This window comes from Kitasatospora sp. NPDC056531, from assembly GCF_042794375.1.
Classification (GTDB): Bacteria; Actinomycetota; Actinomycetes; order Streptomycetales; family Streptomycetaceae; genus Kitasatospora.
On record NZ_JBHTTU010000025.1, the window covers coordinates 66,408 to 88,336 of the forward strand.

The window sequence follows — 21,929 nt, forward strand, 5'->3', positions numbered from 1 at the left end:
GACCGGCCTCACCCCTGGAACGTACAGGGGACTCCGGGGCACCCCGCACACTGGACAGTGTGCGGGGTGCCCCGTTCCGTGCCCGCCCCGACCGCAAGTCCTTCCACGAGACCAGACAAGGACGTCCCCGTGGCCATCAGCGTCTTCGACCTCTTCTCCATCGGCATCGGCCCGTCGAGCTCCCACACCGTCGGCCCGATGCGTGCCGCCCGGATGTTCGCCCGCCGCCTGCGGTCCGAAGGCCTGCTGACGCAGGTGACGTCCGTCCGCGCCGAGCTGTACGGCTCGCTGGGCGCCACCGGCCACGGCCACGGCACCCCGAAGGCCGTCCTGCTCGGCCTGGAGAACAACTCGCCCCGCACCGTCGACGTCGACCAGGCCGACAAGGACGTGGAGCGGATCACCGCCGAGAAGCGGCTCAACCTGCTCGGCGAGCACGCCATCGACTTCGACCCCGACAGCCAGCTGGTCCTGCACCGGCGCCGCTCGCTGCCGTACCACGCCAACGGCATGACCCTGTGGGCGTACGCGGCGGACGGCTCCACGCTGCTGGAGAAGACCTACTACTCGGTCGGCGGCGGCTTCGTCGTCGACGAGGACGCGATCGGCGCGGACCGGGTCAAGCCCGACGACACCGCGCTGCGCTACCCCTTCCGCACCGGTGAGGAGCTGCTGCGGCTCACCCGGGAGACCGGGCTGTCGATCTCCGGCCTGATGCTGGAGAACGAGAAGGCCTGGCGCAGCGAGGAGGAGATCCGCACCGGGCTGCTGGAGATCTGGTCCGTGATGCAGGAGTGCGTGCGGGCCGGTATGTCCCGTGAGGGCATCCTGCCGGGGGGCCTGAAGGTCCGCCGCCGGGCCGCGTCCGGTGCCCGCGCGCTGCGCGCCGAGGGCATCGGCCCGGCCAACGCGATGGAGTGGGTGACCCTCTACGCGATGGCGGTCAACGAGGAGAACGCCTCCGGCCGCCGGGTGGTCACCGCGCCCACCAACGGCGCCGCCGGGATCATCCCCGCCGTCCTGCACTACTACCTGAACTTCATCCCGGGCGCCGACGACGAGGGCATCGTCCGCTTCCTGCTCGCGGCCGGCGCCATCGGCATGCTCTTCAAGGAGAACGCCTCCATCTCCGGCGCCGAGGTCGGTTGCCAGGGCGAGGTCGGCTCCGCCTGCTCGATGGCCGCGGGCGGCCTCGCCGAGGTCCTCGGCGGCACCCCCGAGCAGGTCGAGAACGCCGCCGAGATCGGCATCGAGCACAACCTCGGCCTCACCTGCGACCCGGTCGGCGGCCTGGTCCAGATCCCCTGCATCGAGCGCAACGGCATGGCCTCGGTCAAGGCCGTCACCGCGGCCCGGATGGCGCTGCGCGGCGACGGGCGGCACCACGTCTCGCTGGACAAGGCGATCAAGACGATGAAGGAGACCGGCGCCGACATGAAGATCAAGTACAAGGAGACCTCGCGCGGCGGCCTCGCCGTGAACGTCATCGAGTGCTGATCACGGCGGTCCGAGCGGGCCCCCGGGCGGATTCCCCTCCGCCCGGGGGCCTTCGCGTTCAGCCGGTCGTCATTGTCAGACATGGCCTCGTGGCGGCGCACCGCCGCGGCTACGCGCCCGCCGCGCGCAGCCGCCCGAAGAAGGCCCTGATGTCGGCGGCCAGCAGGTCCGGCTCCTCCATCGCGGCGAAGTGGCCGCCCCGGTCCAGCTCCGTCCAGCGCACGATGTTGTTGGTCCGCTCCGCGATGTGCCGCAGGACCAGGAAGTTCTCCTCCGGGAACAGCGCCACGGCGGTCGGGGCGGTCGACGGCTCGGCCGGCCGGCCCCGGTAGTCGGCGTGGGTGCGCTCGTAGTAGAGCCGGGCCGAGGACCCGGCCGTCCCGGTGAGCCAGTAGAGCATCACGTTGGTGAGCAGCTGGTCCCGGCCGACGGCGTCCTCGGGGCGCTCCGCGGAGTCCGTCCACTCCTTGAACTTCTCGGCGATCCAGGCCAGTTGACCGACCGGCGAGTCGGTGAGGGCGTACGCGAGGGTCTGCGGCCGGGTGGCCTGGATGTCCGCGTAGCCCTTGCGCTCCCGGTTCCACTCGCGCATCCGCTCCCAGGAGGCCAGCGTCCGCGCCCGCTCTGGCGCGGAGAGCCCGGCGAGCTCCTCCTCGGTGGGCTCGCTCTCCGCCGCACCCCCCGGGATCAGGTTCAGGTGCACCCCGATCACCCGTTCGGGGTGCACCCGGCCCAGCTCCCGCGAGATCGCGGAGCCCCAGTCGCCGCCCTGCACCCCGTACGACTCGTAGCCCAGCCGTCGCATCAGCTCGGCGAAGGCCGCCGCCACCCGCCGGTACTCCCAGCCGGCCTCCCGGGTCGGACCGGAGAAGCCGAAACCGGGCAGGCTCGGGATCACCAGGTGGAAGGCCGGCAAGGGGGCCGCCCCGTGCGCCCGGGGGTCGGTGAGCGGCCCGATGAGCTCGGCGAACTCGACGATCGAACCGGGCCAGCCGTGCGACAGCAGCAGCGGCACCGCGTCCGGCTCCGGCGAACGGACGTGCAGGAAGTGGATGTTCGCGCCGTCGATCGTCGTGGTGAACTGCGGCCACTGGTTGAGCCGAGCCTCGGCGGCCCGCCAGTCGTACTCGTGCCGCCAGTAGTCCGCCAGCTCCATCAGGTAGTCGCGCGGGATCCCGTAGGCCCAGCCGACCCCCGGCAGCTCGTCCGGCCAGCGCGTCCGGTCGAGACGCTGGCGGAGGTCCTCCAGGTCGCTCTCCGGAACGGCGATGCGGAACGGGTGGATGCCTTCATCGGGCGGCGTCGTCATATCCGCTGATCGTAGCCACCCGAACACGGTCAAGATCGCGGAACGGCGCCGTCCGACCACCCGTCAGCCCCGCTCCTCCAGCCGCGCCGCCACTGCGGCCAGCCGCCCCATGGCACGGGCCACGGCCAGGCCGTCCATGTAGTCCCGGACGTGTACCAGCCGGCCGTCCCGGACCCGGAGGACCAGCAGCCCTGGCAGGCTGAACGGCCTGCCGGTGGCGGCATCGGTACCGATCACGCACTGCTCGACGGTGAGCACCTCGGGATCGGTGCTCGGGTGGACGGCGACCTCCCGGATCTCCTGCGGCCGCGCGGTGCTCGCACCCCACGCCGCCCGGTACCCGGCCCGGACCTCCTCCCGCCCCCGGTACCGCTCGGGCATCCCCGGGAACAGGAACGGGAACTCGTGCACCCCGTCCTCGGCGTACAACTCGGCCAGCGCATCGGCGTCGAGGTCGAGCATCGCCCGTCGGTACCGGGCGAGCACCTCCAACGGACCCGCGAACTCCGACATGACCAGTCCCCCGTCGTAGACAAGCCGGAACGCCAAGAGCCCTGCACCACGAGCGACACGGCCCCCGACGATCACACGATCACCTCACCCTAGCCACCGGGCAGTTGCTGCGCAGGAAGTCGGCCGGTCCGACTTCCTGCGCGGCAGCTGAACTACCGGCGGCCCGGGAGGGTGAGGAACGCCAGCCCGCCCGCGAGCACCGCGAGCCCGCACCAGGACACCGCCGGCAGCCGCTCCCCCAGCGCCGCGACGCCGAGGACGGCGGCGACGGCGGGTTCGGCGAGGGTCAGCGTGGTGGCGGTCTGGGCCGAGGTGTGGCGCAGGCCGTGGCCGAAGAGCCGGTAGGCGAGGAAGGTGGTGATCACCCCGAGGTGCAGCACCACCCCCGCGCCCCGCGCCGAGGCCAGCCACTGCACCGGGCCGCCCAGCAGCACCGGCAGCACCAGCACCGCCGCCCCGCCGAACATCGCGCCCATCACCCCGCCGGACGGGTGCCCGGCCGCGATCAGCCGGCCGGCGATCAGCGAGTACACCGCGTACGAGAGCCCCGAGAGCGCCGCCAGCAGCACCCCGACGGGGTCCACCGCTGCGCCGCCACCGGCGAGTTCGGGCCCGAGCACCAGCACGGCACAACCGAGCACGGCCAGCGCCGTGGCCCCGGCCCAGCGCCCACCGGGGCGACCCTGCCGGGCGAGCCAGACGAGCAGCCCGGTGAACACCGGCGCGCTTCCCAGGGCGATCACGGTGGCCACCGCCACCCCGGTGCGGGTCACCGCCGGGTAGAAGGTGAGCGGGTACCCAGTCACCGCCACGGCCCCCACCGCCAGCAGCCACCGCTCACCCGCCCCGGACCGCCGGGGCAGCGACCAGGCGGCGCGGTCGGTGAGGAACAGCAGCAGCCCGCCGAGCACCAGCGCGGCGGAGCCGATCCCGGTCGCCGGGGCGCCGGCGGGCGCCAGCGAACTGGCGGTCCCGGTGGTGCCCCACAGCAACGCGGAGGCCAGGATCGGCAGCGAGCCGTCGACCGGGCGGCGGGTACGGCGCGCAGCAGGAATCGGGCGGGCAGGTGCAGACAAACGATTCGGCACAGTCGTGAACTTCCGTCGTCGAAGACCGTCAGAGGAACTGGTTTCGAGAACGGGCGCACGTCAGAGCCACACCAAGCTGAACCGGGGCCTCAGGGATCAAGCCACCGAAGCGCGCGCCCGATCAGGCGCTGAGCGGTGGCAGCGCGACGCGCCAGTACGAGTTCACAGGCCCGATGGTATCTGGCCTGCGCAGGAAGTCGACGGGCCCGACTTCCTCCGCAGGCCAGGACGCTTTCAGGTGGCCGGCCACTCCGTCGCCTCGCCATCGAGCAGGGCGCGAGCGGAGGCCACATCTTCCGCGAAGGCTTCATCCGGGGCGGGCGGGTTGGCCGGCGAGGGGAGGGCGAGCGTGAACCATACGGTTTTGCCGATGTAGCCCTCGCCGCGCGGGTGGGCGCCCCAGGAGGTGGCGAGGGCGGCGACGAGTTCGAGGCCCCGGCCGGACTCGTCGTCGGGGGCCGCGTGGCGGGGGACGGGGAGGTCGTCGCTGGTGTCGGAGACCTCGACGCGAAGGGTGGAGTGGGTGGGCAGGAGGAGACGGACGCCGATCAGGCGATCGCGCGGGGCGCGGGCGTGACGGCAGGCGTTGGTGACGAGTTCGCTGAGGAGGATCAGGGCGGTCTCGGTGGACTCGACGTCGATCTGCCAGTCGAAGGCCTGCCGGAGGAGCCGGATCCGGGCGCGGCTCGCACTGCGGGGGTGGCGGGGGAGCATCCACTCGACGGCGTCGACGGGCTGAGTGATCATCAGAGTCCTTGAGGGGAGAGGCAAGGAAGGCTTCACTCACAAGGACTGAGTTCGGCCATTTCACCCTTCAAGAGTCGGGAGCCAGGCATACCCTCAGTAGTCACACCGTCGGTACAGCGTGAGAGTCGACCGCTGGATGACCAGGGACGATGAGGGGGCCGGGATGACCACGCCGAAGCAGAACCCGATGGCCTGGAAGTACTGCGGCGATCAGATCAAGCGGTGGCGGGAGCAGGCCGGGGTCACGCGCGAGGAGTTGTGCAAGGCATCCTGCTACGACTACGAGAGCGTGCGGTCGATGGAGGCGGGGAGGCGGAAGCCGTCGCTCAAGTTGCTCACGGTGGCTGATGAGTTGTGCAATGCGCGGGGGATGCTGCTGGGGGCGGTCGACTACCTGAAGCCCGAGAAGTTCTCGCCCTACTCGCAGAGCTACACGCATGCCGAGCGCGAAGCGATCGCGATTCAGGTGTACACAGCTCTACTCATCCCCGGCTTGCTGCAAACCGAGGAGTACGCGCGCGAGCTGATCGGCAACACCTACCCACCGCTGGACGACGAGACCGTCGCGTCGCGCGTGTCCGGTCGGATGCAGAGGCAGGAACGACTGCGGAACTCGCCGACCACACTGTTCGGCTTCGTGATCAACGAAGCCGCATTCCGCGCAGTCGTCGGCAACAAAGGCGTCATGAAGCGCCAGCTCGAACATCTTCTAGAGGTCGGCCGACTGCGCAACGTCTCGGTCCAGGTACTCCCACTCAACCGCGCAGCCTACGCGGCCCTGGACGGGCCGATGATCCTCCTGGAGACTCCGGAGCACGAGCAATTTGCCTATGTGGAGGGCCAGAAGACAGGCATCCTCTACGCCGACGTGGCGCAGGTGAACACGCTGTCGCAGCGCCATGGCATGATCCGCACGCAGGCCCTCAGCATTGAGGAGTCGAAAGCGCTCATCAGAGAGATGGCGGAGGAGCTATGAGCACCAGTCTCCAGTGGTTCAAGTCCAGCTATAGCACTAGCGACGGAGGCGAGTGCGTCGAGGTGGCCTCCTCCCCCGCCACCATCCACGTCCGCGACTCCAAGGACAAGGCCGGCCCGACCCTCGCCTTCTCCCCCGACGCCTGGTCCGCCTTCGTCGCCTTCGCGACCGAAGCTCAAGCCGCCAAGCCCGAGTGACCCCTTAGTGGAATGGGTGGGTAACCACCTTCCAACCACCCCTGTGCGCAGCAGATATGACTAATCGTCACAACTTCACCATGGCCCGTCGCGCCGTGTAGCGTGCCCACTAACGAATCAACCCCCGGCCGGTGCTCCAACACCGAACGGGGGTCTGACCATCACGATCGAATCGAGCTCGATCCTGTGGCTACCCACGACTCTACCTTCCCCATGGCCTCGCCCGGATACGGCAAGCAGACCGCCCCGGGGGAACTCCCTCCGGCTGCCGACGACTTCACACACCTCCCGGTCCGCGAGGCGTACCTCGCCAGCCTGATCAACAACCTCCCCGATGGCGCCGCCATGGACGTCAAGACCCTCGCCGCCTACCAGCCCCTCTTCGGGCAGATGGCCGTCCGTACGGCCCTCAACAGGCTTTCCACCGCCGGTCACCTGCGCCGCGTCCGCGAGCGCGTGAGCGCCGACCGCCCCCAGTGGGTGTTCCGCACCTACTTCTCCCGGACGCCTCGCAGTGACGCCTGGTGGAATCACTTCCTCGCCACCGGCGAGGCGCGCGAGTCAACGGAAAACGCACCCGATCCCCCGGAGGAGCGAAGCGCTACCCCGCTTTCCCCGGTGTCCCCCGCTTACGCCGCCCTCGCCGGCCTCGGCGTCGCGGACACCCGCCTGGCCCTCTCCGCCGCCGACTGCGAGGCCCTCGAACCGCTCGCCGCCGAGTGGCTGGCCCGGGGCACCACCCCGGCCCTCTTCACGGCGGCCCTCACGGCAGGCCTGCCGACCCCGGTCCACAGCCCGGCGGCCTTCACCCGCCGCCGCCTGATCGACAAGATGCCCCCGGAACGCCCCACGGCCTCGCCCGTCACCCGCATCGCCGAGTGCACCGACTGCCGCACTCCCTGCCGCCCGCACGCCCTCCTCGGCGGCCTCTGCCGCGCCTGCCGCTCCCCCGACGGCATCAACCGGACCGCGCCGCCCCCGTCCCGCCTCTCCCCCATCGCCGTCCACCGCCATGCCGACCGCATCCGCCAAGAACTCAGGTGTGACAACGCCCAACCCCTTCAAGCTCGTTGACGGAGCGCCGAACCGGAGGCAGCCCCAACCGCCCCTAGACTTCCTATAAGCGCATTAGGCGAGACGCATGGCGGGTGGGCGTTGAACGAACGTGAGTGGGCCTTCTACGAGGGCGCGGACGGATCGACGCCAGTACGCAAGGAGCTAGACAGGGCTCGGCTCGCCCCTCACGAGCAGGCCAAGCTCTACGTCCTGATGCAGCGGGTCAAGGACCGGCAGACCCTGCCGGGCGACGTCAAGGATCTCGGGAACGACCTCCTTGAGGTCCGGCTCACCGGCAGCCATCGGATCTTCCGGCTCCTGTACGCCGAGGAGGCCGATGGCCTCGTACTCCTGGCACTGTCCTTCTTCCAGAAGAAGTCCCAGAAAACCCCGTCGAACGAGCGCGGCACGGCCGAGAGGCGCCTCAAGGAGTGGCGGAACCGTAACCCGAATGAGTGAAGACCCAGCCCTCGGTATCGGCTTTGGGCGATACTGTTGAAACAACGGGAGGAGGAGGGAGAGCATGGCTTCCACACTGCATGATCTACTCGGCATCGATCCGAACGCTCCCCACACCGCAGCGAGCCTGGAAGACGCCCAGGCATACGCCGAGTTGGTGGAGACGCTGGTCGTGGCCCGCATGAAGCGCGGCCTCACCCAGCGCGAAGTCGCGCAGCGCATGGGAACGTCCCAGTCGACGATCTCCGAGTTCGAACGCGTCGGGGGCGACGCCCGCTACTCCACCTTGCAGCGCTACGCGCGGGCGGTCGGCGCCCAACTCCACAGCATGGTCGATCACACCTGCTCGGCCGTCGTGCCCGCCTGGCAACCGGCCCCCGTCGAGGTCGAGGTCCACGTGGCCGTGCGCGAGCGGGGGTCCAAGCCCCGGCCCGCGGCCTGGGGGCCGGGCAGCCAGAGGCCGGTGACCGCGTGATGGCGGGCCCGTCCACGCGAAGGCAGGTTCGGCGGTTCGCATCCCTCGACGAGATCGCCGAGGCCGCCGAACTCCTGGACGTCACGTTCCTGGAGGTCTCTGGCCGCCGCCTCTTCGATCAGCAGGAGGCGCGGCCGGAGGAGGACGGTCGGACATCGCTCCTCACATGGCTCCGCGAGGGGGACGACGGGACCGTGCTGGAGGTGCGGTGCCGCCTGGAGGTGGGCAACACCCAGGCGGACTTCGCCGTCGATGCCGTGGCCGCATTCTCCGCCGGTGGGCCGTTCGAACTGACACCGGGCCTCCAACAGCGGTTCATCGAGCAGATCGGGATCACCGTCCTCTACCCGTACCTGCGGGAGTCGCTGCACAGCACCGCGACGAGGCTCGGCGTCGACACCCCGATGCTCTCGCTGCGGAACCCCTGGCGGACGGCCGAGTAGGCCGACCGCGCCAGGGATCATGAATATTCACAGGTGGCGGCGTTAACCTATGCAAAATCTAAAGGTGAAGTAGGTTACAAACCTTGCAATCCAAGACGCCCGGTTTGCCCATATGCTGAGATTCGTGCGATAGTCAAGGCATCGACTTCGGCGGGCCCGACCTGGCACTGCCGACGCCCATCGCGCGGCACGCACCCCCTTGGCCGGCGCGATGACTTGCAGGGGCCCCCATCCGCCGGAACACGGCGAGCCCGGGGGCCCTGCGCGTATCCGGACCCGAAAGCGCGACTCAGTGCCGCTCGCGGATCCGCAGCTCGAACCAGACGCCCTTGCCGCGCGGCAGCAGGTCCGCGCCCCAGCGGTCGGCGAGGTCGTCGACGATCTTCAGCCCGCGGCCGCGCTCGTTCACCGGCCTGGCCTCGGCGAGGATCATGCAGGGCAGCGCCCGGGAGGAGTCGCGGACCTCGACCCGCAGCCATCCGGGCTTGCGGCTGACGTGGAGGCCGATGGTCCGCCCGGCGGCGTGCCGCACCGCGTTGGACACCAGCTCACTGGTGAGCAACTCCCCCGCCTCCAGGTGCTGGTGGAGCTCCCAGGACTCCAGGACGTCCAACACCAGCTTGCGGGCCACCGGGCCCGACTCCGGCCGGGACGGCAACCTCACCTCGCTCGGCGCGGACTGATCGCACAGCCTGCCCGAATACATCTCCTGCAGCTCCTCGGAACTGAGCCGCTCCAGCGCCGAGAGCGCTCCCTGGACGTCGATCCAGGGCGCTTCGGCCACCACGCCGGCCCCGGGAACCGATGACTGATCTGTTTCGCCCCAACCCGCCATGCGGACCATCATTGCGGAACGCAAGCGGCCGCGTACGGACAATGAGCAAAGGATCTCCCCAGAGTCGGCATATGCCCGGGGCAGGAAAGCGACGACCCGGGCCTGAACTCGTCAAGCCCGGGTTGACAGCAAACGGCCCCTACCTGGCGATTACCACTGGCTCCACGGCACGTTCCAGCCGCTCAGCCCGTTCGACGGGTCGAGCGTCTCCTTCTTGGTGGAGTTCTTCACGATCACCACGTCCCCGACCATCGAGCCGTCGTAGAACTTGCCCATCGAGGTGCCGTCCCCGCCGCCCTTGACGTCCTTGAGGCCCACGCAGCCGTGGCTGACGTTGTCCTCCCCGAAGGCGTCGCTCCAGTAATTGCCGTGTACGTACGTCCCGCTGGTGGTCAGCCGCATCGAGTGCGGCACCTGCAGGTCGTACGGCGAGCCGGTCATGCCGGGCAGGGTGCTGGACTGCATCCGCACCGTGCCCTCCTTGGCCATGACCACCATCGTCCCGTTCCAGGTGGGGTGTTCGGACGAGCCGGAGGTGATGTCGATGTCGCTCGACTGCCCGTCCCGGACCACCGTCATCTTGTGCGCGGCCGCGTCAACCGTCGAAACCTGGGATCGCCCGATCGTGAAGGGCTCGTCCCGGTCACTGCCGTACACCCCGGGGGCGATCTCCACGCTCTTGAGCCGGTAGTGCACCGTCACCTTGGTGCCCGGCTTCCAGTACTGCTCCGGGCGGAAGTCCAGCCGGCGGTCGTCGAACCAGTGGCCCTTGACCGCGGTGCCGTCGCTGGCCTCGAAGGTGATCCCCTTCGCGACCGCGTCCTTGTTCTTCACGTCCTTGCTGAAGTCCACCGAGACGATCATGCCGACGCCGTACGTGGCGTTGTCGTCCACGTTGTCGGAGGCCTTGGCCAGCGCCTCCGGGGTCAGCGTGGTGAAGCTGCTGTCCGCCGTGGCGACCACGCCGTCGGCGTCCGCGGCCATCGCGCTGACCTGGTAGGCGGTGCCCACCGAGAGGCCGGTGGACGGGGTCCAGCTGGAGCCGTCCGCGGCGATGGTGCCGGCGACCTCCTTGCCGGTCTTGTCGCTCACCTTGACGGTGGTGAGCTTGCCGCCGGTCGCCCCGATCTTGAGCGCGCCCGGCGCCACGTCCACCGCGCCGCTCTTCGGCTCGATGCTCACCGTGGCCGCCGAAACCTTCGGCGCCGAGCTGCTCGGAGCCGAAGCGGGCTTGGAGGCGGCCGCGCCGGCCCCCAGATCGGCCTTCGCGGCGCTCCCGCCCCCGCCACCGCCACAGGCCGCGGTCAACGCCATCGCCCCGCCGACCAGACCGGCGGCCACCACCCTGCGTATCGACCTCACGTCGACTCCCTCCCTCAGAACTCCCCGTGGACCCGACGCACCCGACGGACCGGCGGACCCGACGCACCGGCGGACCCGACCCGTATACGCGCCCGGCCACCGGAAAGGTTGCGCCATTCGAGGGGCTTCTTGCCCCGAAAACCGAGCGGCCCGAACCCCAACGGGTGAGGATCGGGCCGCTCGGCGATAAACCTGCCTGTCCTACCAGCTGGCCCAGTCGACGTTCCAGCCGCCCAGCCCGTTGGACGGCGAGACGGTCTTCTCCTTGGTGTTCACGATCTTCACGACGTCGCCGACCATCGAGTCGTTGAAGAACTTGCCCGCGACCGAGCTGTCACTGCCACCCTTCTCGTCCGCCATCGAGATGCAGCCGTGACTCTTGTTGACCTTGCCGAAGGGGGCGGGGTCGGCCCAGTAGTTGCCGTGCACGAAGGTGCCGGAGGAGGTCAGCCGCATCGCGTGCGGGACGTCCTTGATGTCGTACTCGCCGCCGAGGCCGACGGTGTGCGAGTCCATGTGGGTGACCTTGTCCTTCTCCATGATCACCATCGTCCCGCCCCAGGACGGCGTCGCGTCCGCGCCCAGGGTGACCGGCACGGTGGTGCTCTTGCCGTCCCGCTCGACGGTCATCTGGTGCGACTTGGAGTCCGCGGTGGAGATCATCGAGCGGCCGATGGTGAACGGCTCGTCCTTGTCCACGTCGCCGTAGATGCCCGGCGCGACCTCGACGCTCTTCAGCCGGTAGTGCACCGTCACCTTGGTGCCCGGCTTCCAGTAGTTCTCCGGGCGGAAGTCCAGCCGGTCGTCACCGAACCAGTGGCCCTTGACCGTGGTGCCGTCGCTGGCCTCGACGGTGATCCCCTTCACGACCGCGTCCTTGTTCTTGACGCCCTTGCTGAAGTTCACCGAGACGATCATGCCGACGCCGTAGGTGGCGCCGTCGCTGATGTTGTCGTTGGTGGAGACCTTCTTCTCCGGCGTCAGCGTGGTGAACGAGGTGGTCGACGCGGACACCAGCCCGGCGTCGTCCTTGGCCTGCGCGTTCACCTTGTACGCCATGCCGACGGCGAGCGCCGCCGAGGGCTTCCAGCCGGTGCCGTCCGGGGTGATCGCGCCCTCGACCGGCTTGCCGTTCTTGTCGGTCACCTCGACCGTGGTGAGCTTGCCGTTGGAGACGGACACCTGCAACGCGTTCGGCGCGACGTCGTGGGCGCCGTCCTTCGGCTCGACCGCGAGCTGTGCCGCCGAGGCCTTCGGCGTGGCCGCGTTGCCCCCCGGGGCGGCCGTCCCGTTCGCGTCCGCGGACGCGGTCGCGGCGGCGTCCCCTGAACTGCCGCCCTTGTCGTCGTTGCACGCCGCCGTGAGCAGCAGCACCCCACCCATGACCAACGCCATCGCAGCCCTGCGCCCGTAGCGGTTGCTGGTGCGTATCGCGGCGCCGGCCGCCTTACCCGTCTTCACGGATTCTCCCCTCCCGGTGTTCACTCTCTTGACGCGTCGAGAGCCCCCATGAGTTGCACCGGGTGCCGATCTTTCGCGCTGTTGTTCGCCCGCTCGCCTCCGGACACTGGGACCCGGCGCCGACGCGCCGGAGCAGGATAACTGGGCCGTCTGAGTGAAAGGTCAGGGGAGGTGGGTGTAACGGGGGTGAACCACGGGTGAAGACGGCCGGCGGCTAGCGCAGGGCGCTCCCGGCCACCCACTGGTCCCACGGCACGTTCCAGTCGCCCAGCCCGTTCGACGGTGGCACGAAGTCCCCGGCCGAGGCCTTCACCTCCACCACGTCCCCCGGGACGGTGTGCTCGAACAGCCAGCCCGCCGGGGTGTCCTTGCTCGTGCCGCCCTTGGCGTCGGCCAGGCCGATGCAGCCGTGGCTGGTGTTGGCGGTGCCGAACACCCCCGGGTCGGCCCAGTAGTTGCCGTGCAGGAAGGTGCCGGAGGCGGTCAGCCGCATCGCGTGCGGGACGTCCTTGATGTCGTACTCGTTGCCCATCCCGACGGTCTGCGAGTTCATCCGGGTCACCTTGTACTTCTCCGACACCACCATCACGCCCCGGTAGGTGGGGTGGTCGGGGCTGCCGCCCGACACCTTGAGCACCCGGACCACCTTGCCGCCCTGCCCGGCCCGGACGGTCAGGGTGTGCGCGTCCAGGTCGACGGTGGAGACCTGCGCCCGGCCGACGGTGAAGTGCAGGTCCCGGGTCTGGGAGCCGAACACGCCCGGCGCGCCCTGCACGTCCTTGAGCCGCAACGCCACGGTGACCTTGGTGCCGGCCGCCCAGTACTGCCGCGGGCGGACGTCCAGCCGCTGGTTGCCGAACCAGTGCGCGGCCACCGGCACCGGCGGGTCGGCGGTGACCTGGACGGCCTTCTCCACCGCGGCCCGGTCGGCGATCGGACGGCTGAAACGCAGCGAGACCGGCATCCCGACGCCGACCGTGGAGCCGTCCTCCGGGGTGAAGAAGGCGACGAAGGTGTGCGCCCGGGCGACGGTCGAGAACGCCGAGTGCTGGGCCGCCCGCTGGCCCTGGTCGTCCTCGGCGACGGCGTCCAGGGTGAAGGCGGTACCGAGCGGCAGCGGACCGTCCGGCGCCCAGGCGGCACCGTCCGGGCTGATCGTGCCGGGCAGCTCGGCGCCCCTGCCGTCGGCCAGCCGGACCGACACCAGCCGCCCCTGGGCGGCGTTCACCCGCACCGGGCCCTCCGGAGGGACGTCCTGGGCGCCGTCCGCGGGCAGCGCGGTGAGCACCGCCCGGGACGGCGGCGGGGGCGGGGTGTACGAGGCGCCGGCCGCTCCGACCGCGTCCTCGGCGGGCGCGCCCGGCGAGCCGCCGCCACCACACCCCGTGAGCAGCAGCAGGCACCAGCCCGCCACCCCCACCCGCCGCGCCCACACCTCGACTCGGCGCCGCATCCCGGGGCCTCCCACCACTCGGCTCCGCCATCCGGAGCGTCCGACGTCGGGAACAACGAGGACCGTCCCAGCGGGGACACGCCAGTCCCCCACCCCCGTGGGCGCGGGCTCCGCCCCGCGCGCCCACGCCACCCCACCCCGCACCAGCCCACCCCCAGCACCCCCACCCGCCATCCGCCGGTAAGCCCCCGTTCAGCGGCTTCCTCCCCCCGCAATCCGGGAAAGAGAAGGTGAACGGGTTCCGGGACACCCCGTTCAGGGAGGGACGGCCATGGCGTCAGGGCAGGAGCTGGAAGCCGGGGTACGGCCGGACGGCGCCCCGCACCCCGCCGAGCCACCGTGGCCCGGCAGCTGGCAGCCGCTCGGCGCCCGCTTCCGGACCGGTCAACTCGGCGGCTCGGGCACCAACTTCGCGCTCTGGGCGGCCGGCGCCGAGGCCGTCGACCTGTGCCTGTTCGACGAGGACGGCCGGGAGAGCCGGCACCGCCTGACCGAGCAGGACTTCCAGATCTGGCACGGCTTCCTGCCCGGCGTACGCCCCGGCACCCGCTACGGCTTCCGGGTGCACGGCCGCTGGGACCCGTGGACCGGCGCGCGCTGGAACCCGGCGAAGCTGCTGCTCGACCCGTACGCCCGCGCCGTCGACGGCTGTTACACCTCGCACGACGCCGCCTGCTCCGCCGTCCGCAACTGGCCGGAGGCCGACGTCGCCGACACCGTCCGGGACAACCGCGACTCCGCCCCCTACGTGCCCAGGTCCGTGGTCGTCCACGATGACGACGACTGGTACGACGACCACCGCCCGAAGACCCCGTGGGCCGAGACGGTGCTCTACGAGCTCCACGTCCGCGGCTTCACCATGCGCCACCCCGACATCCCGCCCGACCTGCGCGGCACCTACGCCGGCCTGGCCCACCCCGCCGCGATCGCCCACCTCACCCGCCTCGGCGTCACCGCCGTCGAGCTGCTGCCGGTGCACCAGTACGCCAGCGAGGACCACCTGCAGGCCCGCGGCCTGGTCAACTACTGGGGCTACAACACGATCGGCTACTTCGCCCCGCACGCCGGCTACTCCGCCTCCGGCTCGCGCGGCGGCCAGGTCGGCGAGTTCAAGCGGATGGTCCGCGCCCTGCACTCCGCCGGGATCGAGGTGATCCTCGACGTGGTGTTCAACCACACCGCCGAGGGCGCCGAACTCGGCCCGGCGCTCTCGCTGCGCGGCATCGACAACGCCGCCTACTACCGCCTCGCCCCGCACCGCCCGCGCGGCTACGCCGACTACACCGGCTGCGGCAACACCCTGGACACCCGCCGCCCGCAGGTGATCCGGCTGATCACCGACGCACTGCGCTACTGGGTCACCGAGATGGGCGTGGACGGCTTCCGCTTCGACCTCGCGGCCGCCCTGGCCCGGGGCACGGACGGGGTCGACATGGAACACCCCTTCCTCGCCGCCGTCTCCCAGGACCCCGTGCTCAGCCGGGTGAAGCTGATCGCCGAGCCCTGGGACGTCGGCCCGGGCGGCTACCAGGTCGGCGGTTTCCCCCCGCTGTGGGCCGAGTGGAACGACAAGTACCGCGACACCGTACGGGACTTCTGGCGCGGCGCCCGCCCGGACGTGCGCGAGCTCGGCTACCGGCTCTCCGGCTCCTCCGACCTCTACCAGCGCGGCGGCCGCCGCCCGTACGCCTCCGTCAACTACGTGACCGCGCACGACGGTTTCACCCTGCGGGACCTCGTCTCCTACGACCGCAAGCACAACGAGGCCAACGGCGAGGCCAACCGGGACGGCACCGACGACAACCGCTCCTGGAACCACGGCACCGAGGGCGAGACCACCGACAGCGCGGTCAACGCGCTGCGGCTGCGCCAACTGCGCAACCTGACGGCCACGGTGCTGCTCTCCGCCGGAGTCCCGATGATCACCGCCGGGGACGAGCTCGGCCGCACCCAGGGCGGCAACAACAACGCCTACTGCCAGGACGGCGAGGTCAGTTGGCTCGACTGGTCGCTGCTGGAGCAGCCCGGCTGGCGCGAGCTGTGCGACCTGACCGCCCGGCTGATCCGGCTGCGCCGCGCCCACCCTGTGCTGCGCCAACGGGCGTTCTTCTCCGGCCGGGCCGCCGCCCCCGGCGGTCAGCCCGACCTCGCCTGGTTCACCCCGCTCGGCAAGGAGATGACCGAAGCGGACTGGTTCGCCCCCACCGCCTGCCTCGGCATGCTGCTCTCCGGCAGCGCGATGTCCGAACGGGACGGCACCGGTCGGCCGACTGCGGACGACAGCTTCCTGCTGCTGCTCAACGCGGGCCGTGAACCGGTGGTGTTCACCCTGCCCGGGGAGCCCTGGGCGGCGCCGGAGGCCGCGTACGAGACAGTGGTGGACACGGTCGCCGCGGGCACGGGCGAGCCGTACCCGCGGGGCGCGGTGGCGCTGGGCGGGCGCTCGCTGCAGCTGCTGCGGGCGCCCGCCCACGTGGGGTGATCAGGCCAGGGCGTGACCGACCTCGACGTTCTCCAGGATGCCGATCGCGTCCGGCACCAACACCGCCGCCGAGTAGTAGGCGCTGACCAGGTAGGAGGCGATCGCCTTCTCGTCGATGCCCATGAAGCGCACGTTCAGGCCGGGCTCGACCTCGTCCGGGATGCCGACCTGGGTGAGGCCGACCACGCCCTGGCTGTCCTCGCCGACCCGCATCGCGATGAAGGAGCTGGTCCGGTCCTCGGTCACCGGGATCTTGTTGCACGGGAAGATCGGCACCCCGCGCCAGACCGGCCGGTGCTTGCCGAGGACGTCGACCGTGCCGGGGTAGACGCCGCGCTTGCTGCACTCCCGCTCGAAGGCCGCGATCGCCCGCGGGTGGGCGAACAGGTAGTCGGTGTCACGGCGCATGCTGAGCAGCTCGTCCAGGTCGTCCGGGGTGGGCGCGCCGGCGTGGGTCTGGATCCGCTGGTCGAAGTCGGTGTTGCCGAGCAGGCCGAACTCCGGGTTGTTGATGAGCTCGTGCTCCTGCCGCTCGCGCAGCGCCTCGACGGTCAGCCGCAGCTGCTCCTCGGTCTGGTTCATCGGCTTGTTGTAGAGGTCCGCGACCCGGGTGTGGACCTTGAGGACGGTCTGCGCGACGCTCAGCTCGTACTCGCGCGGCTCCAGCTCGTAGTCCACGAAGGTGGTGGCCAGCTCGTACTCGCCCTCGCGGCCGGCCGAGAGGTCGATCTCCGCCTCGCCGTGCGCGTTCTGCGCCTGGGCGGCGTCGGCGGCGTAGCCCAGCAGCTGCTCGCGCAGCGCCTCGGAGCGGCCGATCAGCTCCTGCAGCACCGGCCAGGACAGCGCCATCGCGACCCCGGCGGTGGTCGCCTTCACGGTGTACTGCCAGGTGCCGCCGCCGTCGGTGATCGCCTCGTCGCCGACGTGGTCGCCGTCCGCGAGCGAGCCGAGCACGGTCGGGTCACCGTACTTGCCGGTGCCGATCCGGTCGACCTTGCCGTGCGCGATCAGGAGCACCTCCTCGATCGGCGCCCCCTCCCGCACCAGGACGTCGCCCGGCGCGAAGTCCCGCTGGACGAACCGGCGGGCCAGCTCGGCCAGCACATCCTGGTCCTCGAAGCCGCGCAGCACCGGCAACTCGGCCAGCGACGGGGCGATCACCGCCACCGCGGAACCGGTCTTGGTGAAGCTCGCCCGGCCGCGCCCGGTGGCGTAGCTCAGACGGCGGTTCACCCGGTAGGTGCCCGCGCTGACCTGCACCCACGGCAGCATCTTGAGCAGCCAGCGGGATGTGATCCCCTGCATCTGCGGCTTCGACTTGGTCGTCGTCGCCAGGTTCCGCGCGGCGGTCGTGCTGAGGGAGAGCTGGGCCCGTACCTGCACGGTTGCGGAGCCGGGGCCCGGGGTGGTTTCGGTCTCGACCGTCATCTGCACACTCCTGTCACACGCGCACCAATGAACATCCGTCAGGAGGTGTCATCGGCCGATCGGCAGGGGCTCGCAAGAGGCGCGCGGCGCACTCCTCCCTGCACGAACGGCACCGCACGCCCTGAGCTCCGCCCGCGCCCCGCCCGTCCGGATGGCCGGTTCTCGCCGGGTGCCACCGACAGGGGCGAAAAACCGGATGAGAAGTGACGGACTCTCTGCCTACCCTCACCGCGATGGCCGAGAACAGACAAGACGACGCCCCCGCGACCGGAAGCCACCGCTCCACGGTCCGCTCCCTGCTGCGCCTGTGGCCCTACGCCCGGGCCGTGCGCGGCCGCCTCGCCGTCTCGGTGTCGGCCGCCTCGCTCGCCATGCTCAGCACCCTCGCCGTCCCGATGGTGCTCGGCCGGATCGTCGACGGCCCGCTCGCCTCACACGACCTGGCCGGCCTCTGGCCGCCGGTCGGCCTGCTGCTGCTCCTCGGCCTGGTCGAGTCCGCACTGTTCTACACCCGCCGGGTGGTCCTCTCCCGCCCGCTGGGCCGGCTGGAGGCCGCCATGCGCGGGGACCTCTACGCCAAGCTCCAGCGGCTGCCGGTTTCCTTCCACGACCGCTGGGGCTCCGGCCAGCTGCTCTCCAGGGCCACCACCGACATGAACGCCATGCGGCTCTTCCTGGCCTTCCCGCTGGTGTTCCTGGTCGTCAACTCGGTGACCTTCCTGGCCGGCACGGTGCTGATGTTCACCCAGGACTGGCGGCTCGCCCTGATCGTCCTGCTGCCCTCCGTGCCGCTGTTCGTACTCACCCGGCGCTTCGAGTCCGGCTACTCCGGCGCCGCCCGACTCGCCCAGGACCAGAACGGCGACCTCGCCACCGTGGTCGAGGAGTCCATCCTCGGCATCCGCATCCTCAAGGCCTTCGGCCGCCACCGCTCGATGGCCGAGCACTTCCGCGAACAGTCGCACCGGCTGCGCCGCACCGAACTGCGCAAGGCCCACCTGCTCGCCAACCTGTGGGCGGTGATCGTCGGCCTGCCGGAGATCGCCCTCGGCTGTGCCCTGGCCGCCGGCGCCTACCTGGTCGCCCACGACGAACTGAGCGCCGGCACCCTGGTCGCCTTCCTCTCCACCGCGCTCGCGCTGCGCTGGCCGGTCGAGTCGCTCGGCTGGCTGCTCGCCTACGCCAACGAGGCCGCCACCGCCACCGACCGGTTCTTCGAGGTCCTGGACGAACCCGAGACCGAGGACCCGGGCACCGCCACCCGCCTCGGCGCCCCGGACGGCATCCGCTTCACCGACGTCCGCTTCCGCTTCCCCGACGCCCCCGCCGACAGCCCCGACCTGCTGGCCGGCATCGACCTGCACGTCCGCAGCGGCGAGACGATGGCCCTGGTCGGCACCACCGGCAGCGGCAAGACGACGCTCACCGCGCTGCTCCCCCGGCTGTACGAGGCCACCGCCGGCACCATCACCCTGGACGGCCGGGACATCCGCGAGCTGCCCCGGGAGAAGCTGCGCGAACTGGTCGCGGTGGCCTTCGAGGAGCCCACCCTGTTCTCCGCCACCGTCCGGGAGAACGTGCTGATGGGCGCCCCCGGCGCGGACGAGCGGCAGCTGCGCTCGGCCCTCGCCACCGCCCAGGCCGGCTTCGTCGACCAGCTCCCGGCCGGGGTGGAGACCGAGGTCGGCGAGCAGGGCCTGAGCCTGTCCGGCGGCCAGCGCCAGCGCCTCGCGCTGGCCCGCGCGGTGGTCGGCGGCCCGGCCTTCCTGGTGCTGGACGACCCGCTCTCCGCCCTCGACGTGCACACCGAGGCCCTGGTCGAACAGGCGCTGCGCGAGGTGCTCGGCTCCACCACCGCCCTGGTGGTCGCCCACCGCCCGAGCACCGTGCTGCTCGCCGACCGGGTCGCGGTGCTCGCGGACGGCCGGATCGAAGCCGTCGGCACCCACCAGGAACTGCTGCGCGACTGCGCGCACTACCGCGAACTGATGTCGGGCGAGACCGCCCTCGGGTCGGACGGCCCCTTCGTCCCGGACAGGGAGCCCGCCCGATGACCACCACCGTCCAACCCGCCCAGCCCTCCCAGCCCGAGCCGGTCGAACCGGCCGAGCCGGTCGAGCCGGTCGAGGAGGAGCTGCCCCCGCCCCCGGCCGACGAGGAGGACATCCCCGTCCCGCCCGGCGCGCCGAGGGCGCTGCTGCGCTCGCTGCTCGGCCCGCACCGGGCCCGGATCGCCGTCGCGATGGTGGTGATCCTGGTCCAGCAGGCCGCGCTGCAGTCCGGCCCGCTGCTGGTCGCGGTGGCGATGGACCGCGGCATCCCGGCGCTGCGCGAGCACGACTCCGGCCCGCTGGTCGCGGTGGTGGCCGGCTACCTGTGCTGCACCCTGCTCAGCCCGCTGCTCCAGTGGGCGTTCATCAAGATCAGCGCCCGGGTCAACCAGGACGTCCTGCTGGAGCTGCGCGGCCGGATCTTCCAACACGCCCAGCGACTCAGTCTGGACTTCCACGAGCGCTACACCTCGGGCCGGATCATCTCCCGCGCCACCAGCGACATCGACGCGCTGCGCGAGCTGCTCTCCGAAGGGCTCCAGGAACTGCTGACCGTCTTCCTGTCGGCCTGTTACATCTCGGTGCTGCTGGTGGTGCTGGACTGGCGGCTCGGCCTGGCCTCGCTGCTCGCCTTCCTTCCGCTGGCCCTGATCGCCCGTTCCTTCCGCACCCGCTCCCGCCGGGTCTACCGCCGCTCACGGACCGCCGCGGCCTCGATGATCGTGCGCTTCACCGAGACCATGAACGGCATCCGTCCGGTGCAGGCCTTCCGCCGCGAGAAGACCAACGACGCCGCCTTCGCGGTGGTCAACTCGCAGTCCTCCACGGCCAACGCGGAGGGTTTCCTGGAGCTCGCCCGCTACGTCGGCCTCTCCCGCGCCACCGCCAACCTCTGGACCACCGGCATCGTGCTGTTCGGGGCCTACCTGGTGGTGGACGACGCGCTGGAGCTGGGCGTGCTCACCGCCTTCGTGCTCTACCTGCGCCGCCTGTTCGACCCGATCGACCAGCTGGCGATGTTCCTGAACAGCTACCAGGCCGCCGCCGCGGCGCTGGAGAAGATCGCCGGCCTGCTGGCCCACGAGCCGACCGTCGCCGAACCGGCCGCGCCGAAACGGCTCCCGCCCCGAGCCGAAGGAGGGAGTGCCGAAGCGAAGAGCGTCGGCACCGGGTCCGAGCGCCCGGAGGCGAGCGGGCGAGTCCCAGCGAGCGGGCGAGTCACAGCCCGCGAGGTCTCCTTCGAGCGGACCCGCTTCGCCTACCGCACCGGCAAGGAGGTGCTGCCGCCCTTCGACCTGCTGATCCCGGCCGGGCAGACGGTCGCGGTGGTCGGGGCGACCGGCGCGGGCAAGTCGACGGTCGCCAAGCTGCTGGCCCGCTTCTACGACCCCACCGACGGCCGGATCCGGCTGGACGGGGTGGACCTGCGCGACCTCGCCACCCCCGAGCTGCGGCGCGCAGTGGTGATGGTGACCCAGGAGTCCTTCCTGTTCTCCGGCACCGTCGCGGAGAACATCGCGATCGGCCGCCCCGGCGCCACCCGCGCGGAGGTCGAGCAGGCCGCCCGCGACATCGGCGCCCACGCGTTCATCACCGCGCTCCCGGACGGCTTCGACACCGACGTGCGCAAGCGCGGCGGCCGGATCTCCGCCGGCCAGCGCCAGCTGGTCGCCTTCGCCCGCGCCCTGCTGGCCGACCCGGCCGTGCTGATCCTGGACGAGGCCACCAGCTCCCTGGACGTCCCCGGCGAGCAGGCGGTCCAGCGGGCGATGCGCACCGTGCTGGCCGGCCGGACGGCGGTGATCATCGCGCACCGGCTCTCCACGGTGGAGATCGCCGACCGCGTCCTGGTGATGGACCAGGGCCGGATCGTCGAGGACGGCTCCCCGCAGGACCTGATCGACGGCTCCGGCCGCTTCGCCGCCCTCCACCGGGCCTGGCGGGACAGCCTCGTCTAGGAGGCCCACAGTTGTGGCCGGGCCGGGGGGGCGTTCCGGACCCGGCCCGGTAGCCCAGCCCCCTCAGGGACGCCCATCCCCCCCCCCCAACAAATCGGTGTTGCTGTCCTGACGAAGACGGGTGGGAGCGAAGAGAACC

General features: G+C 71.2%; 19 protein-coding genes. 10 read left to right on the top strand and 9 right to left on the bottom strand.

Going from position 1 to position 21,929, the window contains the following annotated elements; all coding sequences use genetic code 11:
- Positions 1 to 129 precede the first annotated feature (129 nt).
- Entirely contained in the window at positions 130 to 1,497 is a 1,368-nt protein-coding gene (locus tag ACFQ87_RS21805) for an L-serine ammonia-lyase (protein WP_380612451.1), read from the top strand.
- 109 nt (positions 1,498 to 1,606) lie between these two features.
- Here ACFQ87_RS21805 and ACFQ87_RS21810 read toward each other — a convergent pair whose 3' ends face one another.
- From ACFQ87_RS21810 to ACFQ87_RS21825, 4 genes are all read right to left on the bottom strand, one after another.
- Positions 1,607 to 2,806 carry an epoxide hydrolase family protein gene (locus tag ACFQ87_RS21810; RefSeq protein ID WP_380612452.1) on the bottom strand — a complete coding sequence of 400 codons (1,200 nt, stop codon included), beginning with the start codon at positions 2,804 to 2,806 and terminating at the stop codon, positions 1,607 to 1,609.
- A 63-nt stretch (positions 2,807 to 2,869) separates the two neighbouring features.
- Positions 2,870 to 3,319 carry a nuclear transport factor 2 family protein gene (locus ACFQ87_RS21815; RefSeq protein WP_380612454.1) on the bottom strand — a complete coding sequence of 150 codons (450 nt, stop codon included), beginning with the start codon at positions 3,317 to 3,319 and terminating at the stop codon, positions 2,870 to 2,872.
- 152 nt (positions 3,320 to 3,471) lie between these two features.
- On the bottom strand, positions 3,472 to 4,395 hold the full coding sequence (locus tag ACFQ87_RS21820; protein ID WP_380612455.1) for a DMT family transporter: 924 nt from the start codon (positions 4,393 to 4,395) through the stop codon (positions 3,472 to 3,474).
- 246 nt (positions 4,396 to 4,641) lie between these two features.
- Complete coding sequence (locus ACFQ87_RS21825) at positions 4,642 to 5,154, bottom strand: ATP-binding protein (protein WP_380612456.1); 513 nt, start codon at positions 5,152 to 5,154, stop codon at positions 4,642 to 4,644.
- A gap of 163 nt (positions 5,155 to 5,317) precedes the next feature.
- Here ACFQ87_RS21825 and ACFQ87_RS21830 point away from each other — a divergent pair, with 163 nt between their 5' ends.
- The 6 genes from ACFQ87_RS21830 (at position 5,318) to ACFQ87_RS21855 (ending at position 8,760) form a co-directional block, all read left to right on the top strand.
- Positions 5,318 to 6,130, top strand: a complete 813-nt coding sequence (locus ACFQ87_RS21830) for a helix-turn-helix domain-containing protein (protein WP_380612457.1) — start codon at positions 5,318 to 5,320, stop codon at positions 6,128 to 6,130.
- Positions 6,127 to 6,327: a DUF397 domain-containing protein gene (locus ACFQ87_RS21835; RefSeq protein ID WP_380612458.1), complete on the top strand. Its 201-nt coding sequence runs from the start codon at positions 6,127 to 6,129 to the stop codon at positions 6,325 to 6,327. Before ACFQ87_RS21830 ends, ACFQ87_RS21835 begins: the two co-directional genes overlap by 4 nt.
- A gap of 213 nt (positions 6,328 to 6,540) precedes the next feature.
- The gene (locus ACFQ87_RS21840; protein ID WP_380612459.1) at positions 6,541 to 7,401 is read left to right on the top strand and encodes a hypothetical protein; all 861 of its coding nucleotides are present in this window, start codon (positions 6,541 to 6,543) and stop codon (positions 7,399 to 7,401) included.
- A gap of 81 nt (positions 7,402 to 7,482) precedes the next feature.
- Positions 7,483 to 7,842: a type II toxin-antitoxin system RelE/ParE family toxin gene (locus ACFQ87_RS21845; protein WP_380612460.1), complete on the top strand. Its 360-nt coding sequence runs from the start codon at positions 7,483 to 7,485 to the stop codon at positions 7,840 to 7,842.
- Between the two features lie 64 nt (positions 7,843 to 7,906).
- Complete coding sequence (locus tag ACFQ87_RS21850; protein WP_380612461.1) at positions 7,907 to 8,317, top strand: helix-turn-helix domain-containing protein; 411 nt, start codon at positions 7,907 to 7,909, stop codon at positions 8,315 to 8,317.
- Positions 8,317 to 8,760, top strand: a complete 444-nt coding sequence (locus ACFQ87_RS21855) for a hypothetical protein (protein ID WP_380612463.1) — start codon at positions 8,317 to 8,319, stop codon at positions 8,758 to 8,760. The genes ACFQ87_RS21850 and ACFQ87_RS21855 overlap by 1 nt, the downstream gene beginning before the upstream one ends.
- Positions 8,761 to 9,049: 289 nt before the next feature.
- On the opposite strand, the gene ACFQ87_RS21860 is transcribed toward ACFQ87_RS21855, so the two are convergent.
- The 4 genes from ACFQ87_RS21860 to ACFQ87_RS21875 form a co-directional block, all read right to left on the bottom strand.
- The gene (locus tag ACFQ87_RS21860) at positions 9,050 to 9,547 is read right to left on the bottom strand and encodes an ATP-binding protein (protein WP_380612464.1); all 498 of its coding nucleotides are present in this window, start codon (positions 9,545 to 9,547) and stop codon (positions 9,050 to 9,052) included.
- A gap of 198 nt (positions 9,548 to 9,745) precedes the next feature.
- On the bottom strand, positions 9,746 to 10,957 hold the full coding sequence (locus ACFQ87_RS21865; RefSeq protein WP_380612465.1) for an Ig-like domain-containing protein: 1,212 nt from the start codon (positions 10,955 to 10,957) through the stop codon (positions 9,746 to 9,748).
- A 201-nt stretch (positions 10,958 to 11,158) separates the two neighbouring features.
- A complete protein-coding gene (locus ACFQ87_RS21870) occupies positions 11,159 to 12,418 on the bottom strand; it encodes an Ig-like domain-containing protein (RefSeq protein WP_380612466.1) in 1,260 nt (419 codons plus the stop codon).
- Positions 12,419 to 12,632: 214 nt separating this feature from the next.
- A complete protein-coding gene (locus ACFQ87_RS21875; RefSeq protein ID WP_380612467.1) occupies positions 12,633 to 13,871 on the bottom strand; it encodes an Ig-like domain-containing protein in 1,239 nt (412 codons plus the stop codon).
- Positions 13,872 to 14,142: 271 nt separating this feature from the next.
- On the opposite strand from ACFQ87_RS21875, the gene glgX reads away from it, so the two are divergent.
- The gene (glgX, locus tag ACFQ87_RS21880; RefSeq protein WP_380612468.1) at positions 14,143 to 16,353 is read left to right on the top strand and encodes a glycogen debranching protein GlgX; all 2,211 of its coding nucleotides are present in this window, start codon (positions 14,143 to 14,145) and stop codon (positions 16,351 to 16,353) included.
- Here glgX and ACFQ87_RS21885 read toward each other — a convergent pair whose 3' ends face one another.
- Positions 16,354 to 17,781, bottom strand: a complete 1,428-nt coding sequence (locus tag ACFQ87_RS21885; RefSeq protein ID WP_380612469.1) for a family 2B encapsulin nanocompartment shell protein — start codon at positions 17,779 to 17,781, stop codon at positions 16,354 to 16,356.
- 233 nt (positions 17,782 to 18,014) lie between these two features.
- Between ACFQ87_RS21885 and ACFQ87_RS21890 the strand changes: the two genes are divergently transcribed.
- Both ACFQ87_RS21890 and ACFQ87_RS21895 read left to right on the top strand, forming a co-directional pair.
- Positions 18,015 to 19,835, top strand: coding sequence for an ABC transporter ATP-binding protein (locus ACFQ87_RS21890; protein ID WP_380612470.1), 1,821 nt, complete (start codon positions 18,015 to 18,017; stop codon positions 19,833 to 19,835).
- Positions 19,832 to 21,790, top strand: coding sequence for an ABC transporter ATP-binding protein (locus tag ACFQ87_RS21895; RefSeq protein WP_380612471.1), 1,959 nt, complete (start codon positions 19,832 to 19,834; stop codon positions 21,788 to 21,790). Before ACFQ87_RS21890 ends, ACFQ87_RS21895 begins: the two co-directional genes overlap by 4 nt.
- The last annotated feature ends 139 nt before the right edge of the window (positions 21,791 to 21,929 follow it).